Origin of the sequence: Burkholderia sp. Tr-20355, assembly GCF_017104685.1 — a bacterium.
Lineage (GTDB): Bacteria > Pseudomonadota > Gammaproteobacteria > Burkholderiales > Burkholderiaceae > Burkholderia > Burkholderia seminalis.
In genome coordinates, this window is sequence record NZ_JAAGPK010000230.1 from 1 (window position 1) to 9163 (window position 9163).

The 9163-nt window shown below is 68.7% G+C and carries 9 protein-coding genes; 4 read left to right on the forward strand and 5 right to left on the reverse strand.

The window, feature by feature from the left end; genetic code table 11:
• Nucleotides 1–259 precede the first annotated feature (259 nt).
• The 3 genes from G3N62_RS32415 (at nt 260) to G3N62_RS32425 (ending at nt 3298) form a co-directional block, all read left to right on the forward strand.
• On the forward strand, nt 260–1543 hold the full coding sequence (locus G3N62_RS32415) for an isoprenylcysteine carboxylmethyltransferase family protein (protein WP_124670876.1): 1284 nt from the start codon (nt 260–262) through the stop codon (nt 1541–1543).
• Between the two features lie 457 nt (nt 1544–2000).
• A complete protein-coding gene (locus G3N62_RS32420) occupies nt 2001–2669 on the forward strand; it encodes a histone acetyltransferase (protein WP_241013266.1) in 669 nt (222 codons plus the stop codon).
• Between the two features lie 56 nt (nt 2670–2725).
• Entirely contained in the window at nt 2726–3298 is a 573-nt protein-coding gene (locus G3N62_RS32425) for an NADPH-dependent FMN reductase (RefSeq protein ID WP_124670875.1), read from the forward strand.
• Nucleotides 3299–3379: 81 nt separating this feature from the next.
• On the opposite strand, the gene G3N62_RS32430 is transcribed toward G3N62_RS32425, so the two are convergent.
• Nucleotides 3380–3685: a DUF4148 domain-containing protein gene (locus G3N62_RS32430; RefSeq protein WP_034188275.1), complete on the reverse strand. Its 306-nt coding sequence runs from the start codon at nt 3683–3685 to the stop codon at nt 3380–3382.
• 240 nt (nt 3686–3925) lie between these two features.
• On the opposite strand from G3N62_RS32430, the gene G3N62_RS32435 reads away from it, so the two are divergent.
• Nucleotides 3926–4429, forward strand: coding sequence for a DM13 domain-containing protein (locus G3N62_RS32435; protein ID WP_034188276.1), 504 nt, complete (start codon nt 3926–3928; stop codon nt 4427–4429).
• Nucleotides 4430–4462: 33 nt separating this feature from the next.
• Here G3N62_RS32435 and G3N62_RS32440 read toward each other — a convergent pair whose 3' ends face one another.
• The 4 genes from G3N62_RS32440 to G3N62_RS32455 all read right to left on the reverse strand — a co-directional run.
• On the reverse strand, nt 4463–5071 hold the full coding sequence (locus G3N62_RS32440; RefSeq protein WP_124670874.1) for a DUF2894 domain-containing protein: 609 nt from the start codon (nt 5069–5071) through the stop codon (nt 4463–4465).
• Nucleotides 5068–5712, reverse strand: a complete 645-nt coding sequence (locus G3N62_RS32445) for an OmpA family protein (protein ID WP_124670873.1) — start codon at nt 5710–5712, stop codon at nt 5068–5070. Before G3N62_RS32445 ends, G3N62_RS32440 begins: the two co-directional genes overlap by 4 nt.
• Before the next feature lie 3 nt (nt 5713–5715).
• Nucleotides 5716–8763, reverse strand: coding sequence for a DUF802 domain-containing protein (locus G3N62_RS32450; RefSeq protein ID WP_124670872.1), 3048 nt, complete (start codon nt 8761–8763; stop codon nt 5716–5718).
• A gap of 10 nt (nt 8764–8773) precedes the next feature.
• Nucleotides 8774–9163: DUF3348 family protein (locus G3N62_RS32455; RefSeq protein WP_206141430.1), on the reverse strand; the 390-nt coding region annotated here is incomplete at its 5' end.

Here is a 9163-nt window from a genome sequence, read left to right on the forward strand (position 1 = left end):
TCGGCTCCGTGGTCGGCGGCCTGACCGGCAGCTCGAACGGGGGCGCCGCGGGCGGTGCCGGCAACCTGCTGTCGCCGGTGACCAACCTGCTCGGCGGTCTGCTGGGCGGCGGCACCAAGAAGTAAGAAGCAAGCGTCGACGTTTCACCCATCAGAACCACAGGCCAATGGCCGGGCGCGCATCGATACCAAGCCCGGCCGACGGCCGGCGTCACCCGCCAAGCGGGGGCGCCGGCCCTCATCCCCACGAGGATCCGATCATGAATTCCACGCTCGACGGCATCGTCGCCGCCCAGGACCGCCCACCGCGCTCCGCCACGCCCTTCCGCGCCGGCCTGCTCGGCATCACGGCGGGACTCTTCGCGCTGTGGATCACGCGCGACCATCCGACGCTCGACGCGGCCACGCGCGCGGTCATCGCCAGCCTCGCGATCATCGGCACGATCGCGCTGCACGAACTCTTCATCTCGCGCGTCTACCTGCGCCCGAGCGCGGGGCTGTCGCGGCAGGCCGTGCGGCCCCTGAGCATCGCGCGCGTCGCGACGCGGCTCGGCGCGCTGACGTCGATCTACGCGGGCATCGGCGTGATCTACTGGCTGCTGCCCGAATACCACGGCGCGTTCTACCTGCCGTTCTGGTCGCTGCTGCGCTCGCTCGCGCCGTACGTGATCGTCGCCGCACCGTTCTACTTCGCGTGGATGGACCGTCACCAGCGCGAGACCGACGACGCGTACCTGCTGTGGGGCCGCTTCCTGTTCCGCCGCGAGCAGCCCGCGAGCTGGAAGCCGGTGCGCGAGATGCTCGCCGGCTGGGGCGTGAAGGCATTCTTCCTGCCGCTGATGACCGTCTACCTGTCGAAGGACTCCGATCACCTGAGCGCGTCGCTCGCGAACGCGATGCACGCGCCGATGACGATCGCGACCTTCGTGTTCATGTACGACCTGTCGTTCACGATGGACCTGATGTTCGGCACGGTCGGCTACCTGTGCACGTTCCGCATCCTCGACAGCCACGTGCGCACCGTCGAGCCGACGACGCTCGGCTGGGTGGCCGCGCTGATCTGCTACCAGCCGTTCTGGTCGCTGATCTCGAACAACTACATCCGCTACGAAGGCTCGGTGTTCTGGGACAACTGGCTGCTGTCGGCGCCGACGCTGCGCGTGATCTGGGGCACGGTGATCATCCTGCTGCTGCTGACTTACGCGCTGTGCACGATTTCGTTCGGGCTGCGTTTCTCGAATCTCACCAACCGCGGGATCATCACGTCGGGCCCGTACCGCTTCACCAAGCATCCGGCGTACATCACGAAGAACCTGTCGTACTGGATGGTGTCGGTGCCGTTCGTCGAACCGCTCGGCTGGCAGGTCGGGCTCATGCACTGCGCCGGGCTCGTCGCGGTCAACCTGATCTACTACACGCGCGCGAAGACGGAAGAGCGCCACCTGATGCGCGACCCCGACTATCGCGCGTATGCCGAATGGATCGCGCAGCATGGGTTGTTCGCGCGGGTACGGCAGGCGTTCGGGGGGCGGCAGGTGGCGTGATGCATCGATCGGCTACCGGGCGGCGACGCCCGGCAGCCTGCGGCCCATTGTCGCGAAACAACGTCTTTCTCCGCTTTTCATCGCCTTTTTCCGCCCGTCCGATTGCCCGCCTCCGGCACCTCGCGTATGGTGCTGGCCGTCCGCGCACGATCCGTCGCCCGGACACCCGACCGTCGTCCCGCACGACGGCCGTGCGGGCCATGCCCGCCGCTCACCGTCTCCGCGATGCCGCCCGCCGGCGCCGCGCATTCATGAGGAAAGAGGCGTGATCCACAAAGTCCTGATCCTGTTCGCACTCTGCATCGCGGGCCTCGCCGCGATCGCCGCCGGTTTCCAGCACATCCCCAGCTGATTCGCGGCCCCGGCTCGCTCCGCCGAGCCCGGGGGCCGCACCCGCTCCTGTTCCCTTTTGCGATGAACCCCTTTCTCGAACCGCCCGGGACGGGCGACCTTTGCCATGCGTATCGACGTACAGCATTCCCAGCACGACATCGACGACGAACTCGACACACTCCATGAGCGCCTCCACCAGCCGGGCCATCGCCTGCACGGCCTGCCGGCCGTTACGCTCGGCCGCTCGGGCCTGATCGTCCGCCACCGCGAAGCGGACGGCGAATACTTCCTGTATGTCGAGGATCCGGCCTCGCGCCAGCTCGCCGGCTACACGGTATTCAACCGTCTTCCGGAAATCCCCCGCCGCGCCGATCGCTACCTGCGCGCGCCGCACACACGGCTGCGCGGCTCGGCGCAACGCAACGGCCTCGCGACGACGCTGTACCGCTGGGCGCTCGACGCGGGCCTGTGCCTGATCAGCGGCGCGCGCCAGTCGGTCGGCGCCGCGCGGCTGTGGACGGCGCTCGCGCAGGATTACCGTCACGGCTTCGTCGATGTCGAGGGCCGCGCGCTGCGCTATCTCGGCGAAGCCGTCGCCGACGAAGTGCACGGCGCACTGCATACACGCCGGCTGCTGCTCGGCAACGGATGGACGATGACGGAATTCGCCCGGGCGGCCGGGATGAGCGACGCGGAACCGGATGGGCATGATCCCGCGGCGGTTTTCAATGCGGCGCCGCGAGCCGCGCGCATTGGCAACGCACGCCACGCCACCCGCACGCCGATGCGATAATCGGTCCGGCCCGCTCAACGCGGCCGCACACCGCGCGCCAACCGACACGCCCCTCGATGACCACCCATCCCCGAACCGACACCGACCGTCCCATCGACATCGTCGCGCTGTGCGGCAGCCTCCGCGCGCAGTCGTACAACGCCGCGCTGCTCGATGCGGCCGCACTCGTCGCGCCGCGCGGCATGCGCATCGCGCGCTTCGATCGGCTCGGCGAATTCCCGTTGTTCAATCCCGATGCCGAATCTCCGTCGCCGGCCGCCGTGCGCGACCTGATCGATCGCCTGAACGCCGCCGACGGCGTGCTGATCGCAAGCCCGGAATACGCGCACGGCATCACCGGCGTGATGAAGAACGCGCTGGACTGGGTCGTGGGATGCGAGGCGGTCGTGTACAAACCGGTCGCGGTGTTGAATGCGTCGCCGCGCGCGACGCATGCGGACGCGGCGCTGCGCGAAACGCTGTCGGTGATGTCCGCACGCATCGTCGAGCGCGCGTCGATCGCGCTGCCGATCCTCGGCAGCCAGCTCGATGCGGCGGGCATCGCCGCGCATCCACCGTTCGCGGCGGCACTGGTCGAAGCGCTGCACGCACTCGGCACCGCGATTTCGGAAGGCGAGTCAACGCACTGACACCGCGCATGCGGTGAAATTCACCGTAGTCCGAAACAATTGGACGTTGCGCCCGTCGACGGACGCAACGTCCGGCCCGGATCATCGTCCCCGATAGATCGGCCGGTCGGCGGTGATCGAGCCCGATTCACTCGTTGCCGTTTCCGCCATCCCGTATCCGCTGGTATCGGCCGTCGACGCACCGGTCGAGCCGATCTTCGTCAACGCTTCAGCCAGCCGTGCCGGGTAATGCGGATCTTCGCCGGTCTGGCGGTATCCGGCCGCGTGCAGTGCGGCCAGTTCGGCGGTAACCCCGGCACGCGTCACGGTGGATTCCGGCGCGGCCCATGCGGAAACGGAAGCGGCTGCGGCAACCGTCGCAAGAACATACAGAGCAAGCTTGTTCATTTGAACTCTCCTTGGCATCGACGATGTTGTCGACGGAGAGTGAGTCGCTCCACGCGGGCAAAGATGACACACGCCGACGGAAAAAATGGTTCGCCGTGTCGCGACACGGCCGTCACGCGGCTTGCCCGACCGAATCGGCGTGTTCAACGGAAAACCGGCCCGCTGTCAGATTTCACCGGCTCGCGCGACTACAGGGACGTGGCCGTGCGCCACCCTCTGTTCACGCTCAAAGGGCCCGATATGAAAACCGGAATCGGAATACTGATCGCGTCGCATCTCGCGACGGGCCTCGTGGCATTCGCCGCGGGCATCTACGTGCTGCCGATCCTGACGGCATCGGAAGGCGCGAGCGCCGTCGAACTGCAAGTGGCCGCGGAAAACGCACGCCATACCGGCCGCTTCGAACGCGGCCTGCCGGGCAGCGATGCGCTGCACTGGGCGGACGGCAAGCTGACGGTCACCGATACGTCGATCGCGTTCGAAGGCGACATCGCACCGGGGCCCGACTACAAGATCTATCTCGTGCCGGAATTCGTCGATACCAAGGCATCGTTCCTCGCGATCAAGGCGCGTGCCGCGCGCGTGGGCGACCTGAGGACATTCGGCAATTTCGTCGTGCCGCTGCCCGACGACGTGAATCCGGCGCAATACACGTCCGTCGTGATCTGGTGCGAACGCTTTTCGAAATTCATCAGTGCAGCGCGGTATCAACACGCGGCGGCCTCGGGCCGGCTGTCGATGTAACCGCCCCCCGCCGCGGCGGTGCGCGCCAGTGCGCTAGCGGCTCTTGCTCCGCGTGGTCTTCTTCACCGCCTTCGCGCGCGGCGCTTCCTTCTCGGGTTGCGCGCCGCCGCCGGCGAGATCCTCGAGCCACGCGAGCGCATCGACGTACGACAGGAACTGCTGCAGGTATTCCGGCGACAATTCGCGCATCGTTGCCAGCGACCGGTGCACGAGACTGTTCGAATTGAGCGGCCCCGCGTTGCGCGGCACCTGGTCGAGCGACTGGCGGTATTGCTGCTCCGTGCGGACTTTCGACCACATCGTGCGGAAGTAGTCGACCAGTTCGGGATCGAGCCCGCGCCGGTCAGCCTGCGCATCGCGCGCGAGCCGGTCGACGAGCGCCGCGAGCGCGCCACGCCGGGGCGCACCCCGTGCCGCGTCATCCGTGGCGCGCGTTTCCTCCGCCCGCGCGACGACTGCCGAATAGTCTTCGATCAACGCCGCCAGCCGCGCGTCGAGCAATGCACGCGCGTTTCCGCCGAGCGCGGCCGCACGCCGTTCGAGCGCGTCGATCCGGTGAAAGCGGACGGGATCGAGCCGGTCGGCGCCCTGCTCGCGCCATGCGTCGAGCGTCGCGCGGACGTGCGTCGCGTCGTCCGTCACTTCGCCTTCCCTCCGTTCGATGCCGATTTGCGCGGCACCGGCGCGATCTCCACGCGGCGGTTCTTCGCGCGGCCTTCATCGTCCGCATTCGAGCTGACCGGCTGCTCCGAGCCGAATGCGGCGGCAAACACCGACGATGCCGGCACGCCGGCGTCGATCAGCGCACGCGTGACCGTCAACGCGCGCTTGGCCGACAGTTCCCAGTTGTCCGCGAACAGGCGGTTACCGGCGTGCACCTGCTGATCGTCCGCGAAGCCGCTGATCATCAGGATCTCGTCGCGCGTCTTCAGGTACGCGGCCAGCGGTGCGGCCAGCGACTTCAGCAGGTCGCGGCCCGCCGGCTGCAACTGGTCGGAATTCAGCGCGAACAGCACGCTGCCGCTGATGCCGATGCGCCCGTTCACGAGCGTCACGCGGCCGGCCGCGAGCGGCCCGGCGAGCGCCTGTTCGAGCAACTTGCGCTGCTGCGCCTCGAGCTGGCGCGCCCGCACGGCTTCCTCGAGCTTCGACGTCAACTGAAGCTGCATGCCGATCACGCCGACGAGGATCAGCACGAACGCGCCGAGCAGCACCGACATGAGGTCGGCGAACGCGGGCCAAACCGGCGCCGATTGCGCGCCGCCGTCGATTTCGTCGTGCATGCGTTACGCTCCGACGGGCGCGCGCCGGCCGGCGAGCTGCTGCAGGTCTTCGACGATCTGCTTCTGCGACATCATGCTCAGGTCGATCACCTCACGCGCCTGCGCGACGTAGTACTCGAGCTGCTCGTCGCTGCGCGCGAGCGACTTCTCGAGCGCGGCCTCGATGCGCTGCAGGTGGGTCAGCAGCTTGTCGTTCGATTCGCCGAACACCTGCACGGCCATCCCGAACGCATCGCCGAGGCTCGCCACCTCGACGGCGCCGGCCGTGACCTGCGCGGCCACCGAGTCGAGCTTGCGCGTTTCGGCATCGACGGTATCGTTGAAGCGTGCGCCGACGCGATCGAGCAGGTCGGCCGACGTGCTGACGAGCGCGTCGATCGCGGCGCGCTGTTCGGTCGATGCGTGGTTGACCGCGCCGAGCAGCGTTTCGAGCGTCGCGAGCAGGCGGCTGCGCTCCTCGAGCGTCGCGGTATCGCGCACCATGCTGTCGGACAGGCGCTGGCGCAGCTCGGCGACGACGTCGGCCGCGGCCTTCGGCGCCTCCGACGCGGCCTGCACGAGGCGCGCGATCTCGTTGATCGTGTCGCTCGCGTGCACCTGTGCCTGCGCGGTGATGTCGTTCGCGGTGCGGGCCAGCGTGTCGCAGATGTCCTGCTGGCGCGTCGCGGCTTGCGCGCTCGTCTGCGCCCATTCGTCGCGCAGTGCCGCCGCCATCGCGGCGAGCGAATCGTTCCAGGCGGACAGGCGGGCTTCGTCGCGTGCGGCGAGCTGCGATTGCAGACCGGCGTGCGACTCACGGATCGTCGTCAGCAAGTCGTTCGAACGCTGTTCGAACGTCGACGCCTGCGTGGTGAGCTCGCGCGTCGTTTGCGCGAGCGCGTCGCAGATTTCCTGCTGGCGGCCGGCGCTGTGCACGCCCGCACGCTGCCATTCGTCGCCGAGCTTCGCGGCCATCGCGGCCAGCGAGTCGTTCCAGGTCGACAGACGCTCTTCGTCGCGTGCGGCCAGTTGCGATTGAAGGCCCGTGTGCGACTCGCGGATCGTCGTCAGCAAGTCGTTCGAGCGTTGTTCGAACGTCGACGCCTGCGTGGCGAGCTCACGCGTCGTTTGCGCGAGTGCATCGCAGATTTCCTGCTGGCGGCCTGCGCTGTGCACGCCCGCACGTTGCCATTCGTCGCCAAGCTTCGCGGCCATCGCGGCCAGCGAGTCGTTCCACGCCGACAGACGCTCTTCGTCGCGCGCGGCCAGTTGCGATTGAAGGCCCGTGTGCGACTCGCGGATCGTCGTCAGCAAGTCGTTCGAGCGTTGTTCGAACGTCGAGGCCTGCGTGGTGAGCTCGCGCGTCGTTTGCGCGAGTGCATCGCAGATTTCCTGCTGGCGGCCGGCGCTGTGCACACCCGCACGCTGCCATTCGTCGCCAAGCTTCGCGGCCATCGCGGCCAGTGAGTCGTTCCAGGCCGACAGACGCTCTTCGTCGCGTGCGGCCAGTTGCGATTGAAGGCCCGTGTGCGACTCGCGAATCGTCGTCAGCAAGTCGTTCGAGCGTTGTTCGAACGTCGAGGCCTGTGCGGTGAGCTCGCGCGTCGTTTGCGCGAGCGCGTCGCAGATTTCCTGCTGGCGGCCGGCGCTGTGCACACCCGCACGCTGCCATTCGTCGCCGAGCTTCGCGGCCATCGCGGCCAGCGAATCGTTCCACGCCGACAGACGTTCTTCGTCGCGTGCGGCCAGTTGCGATTGCAGCCCGGCGTGCGACTCGCGCATCGCGGCGAGCGCCGCGCCCGAATGGCGCTCGAACGTCGCGGCGGCTTCGCCCAGCGCGCGCGCATGCTGGCCGGCCAGCGTCTCGCCGACCTGCTCCTGGCGCGCCAGCGCATCGCGCCACGCATCCGACAGACGGCTTTCGGTCGATTCGAGGCGCGTCGCGACGCTGTCGAGCAGGTCCGACGAGCGCTGCGCGAAGGTATCGGTGAACTGGCCGAGCGTCGTCTGCAACTGACGCGCGACGGCGTCGCCCGCCTGACGTTGTTCGTCGATCGCGCGGTTCCAGACGGCCGTCACGTTGCCGGCGGTCTTCTCGAAGCCGTCCGTCAATCCGTCGAGCTGACGCTGCACGGCGCCCGTCACGGTGTCGCGCAGCGCGGCCATCTCCTGCGCGAGCCCCGTCATCGTCGCGGCGACGACCGGCTGCAACGCGGCGCCGGCCACGCGTGCGCTTTCGGCGGCGCTTTCCTTCAGCGCGTCGCCGACGTTCGATGCAAGGCCCGCATACGCGCGCTCGGTCCGGTCGAAAAATGCCTGCTGGTTTTCGAGCTGGCGATCGTGCAGCGCGACGCTGCGCGCTTCGAGCGTCGTCATCATCGTCTGCAGCCGGTCGACCAGCGCCGGCATCACGTCGGCCTGGCGCTGCAGCAGCCGGAACGATTCGTCGCGCTGATGCGCGGACGAATGCACGCGCAGCGTCGTCGCGATCTTCGCGTCGAGCTGCTGGGCCGCGTCGATCCGCTCACGGCGCACGAGCGCGGACAGCAAGCCGAGCATCGCCGAGGTCGCGACGCCGGCGATCGACGTGCCGAATGCGAACCCGAGGCCCTTCACCGGCGCGATCAGCGATGCGCGGATCGCGTCGAGATCGGTCGCGCTTTCGAGCGCGGCGCCCGTGCCCTTCAGCGTGACGACCATGCCGAGCAACGTGCCGAGCATGCCGAGCAGCACGAGCAGGCCGACGAGGTACGGCGTGAGCGCCGGGCCCGGCAGCGCGACGCGCGCGCCTTCGACACGCGCACGCACCGCGCCGCGCAGGCCCGGGTGCAGCGTGTCGAGCCACGTGTCGAGCTTCGCGGGCGGCTCGGCCAGGCCGGCCACCGCGCGCGACAGCGTGGCGGTCGCCTGGCGGTAGCGCAGCAGTTCCCAGGCGCCGGCGACGTAGCACGCGCCGATCAGCAGCGTGACGGCCGACGCCAGCGGGTTCGACGCGACATAGCCGGCACCGATCCAGCCCACAGCGAGCAGACCGGCGACGAAGACAACGAGATCAAGGCGAATTCTGGACATAGCGTGTTGATTAGCAGGTGCGAAGGGCCGCGAGCAGCCCGTCTACCGTTTGAAACCGGACTTCGAGTTCGGCAAGCAGGATGCTTTGCATCTCGTCGCGAAACGTATCGAGCCATGTGCCGGGCACGATCGCCGCGACGGCCGTGGTGCCGGCCGCCGCGCCGTCATCGGCCGATCCGGCCGGGTCGGCGGCAGCAGCAGCAGCGGATTCGGCATCGGCCAGCGCCTGTCGTTCCGCGTCGCGCAACCGCGCGAAACGCGTGCCGAGCAGCGCGGGCACGGCCGACAGCAGGCTGCGCTCGCGCGCGCCGAGCACGCGCTCCATGATCGTGTCGAGCGTCGCGAGCCGCGCCATCCCGGACGAGCGCGCGGCGAGCGCGACCCGCAGGCGGCCGCGCAA

Coding starts and splice junctions, on each gene's coding strand:
- G3N62_RS32415 (WP_124670876.1), top strand. CDS start 260: ATGAATTCCACGCTCGACGGCATCGTCGCCGCCCAGGACCGCCCACCG.
- G3N62_RS32420 (WP_241013266.1), top strand. CDS start 2,001: ATGCGTATCGACGTACAGCATTCCCAGCACGACATCGACGACGAACTC.
- G3N62_RS32425 (WP_124670875.1), top strand. CDS start 2,726: ATGACCACCCATCCCCGAACCGACACCGACCGTCCCATCGACATCGTC.
- G3N62_RS32430 (WP_034188275.1), bottom strand. CDS start 3,685: ATGAACAAGCTTGCTCTGTATGTTCTTGCGACGGTTGCCGCAGCCGCT.
- G3N62_RS32435 (WP_034188276.1), top strand. CDS start 3,926: ATGAAAACCGGAATCGGAATACTGATCGCGTCGCATCTCGCGACGGGC.
- G3N62_RS32445 (WP_124670873.1), bottom strand. CDS start 5,712: ATGCACGACGAAATCGACGGCGGCGCGCAATCGGCGCCGGTTTGGCCC.
- G3N62_RS32450 (WP_124670872.1), bottom strand. CDS start 8,763: ATGTCCAGAATTCGCCTTGATCTCGTTGTCTTCGTCGCCGGTCTGCTC.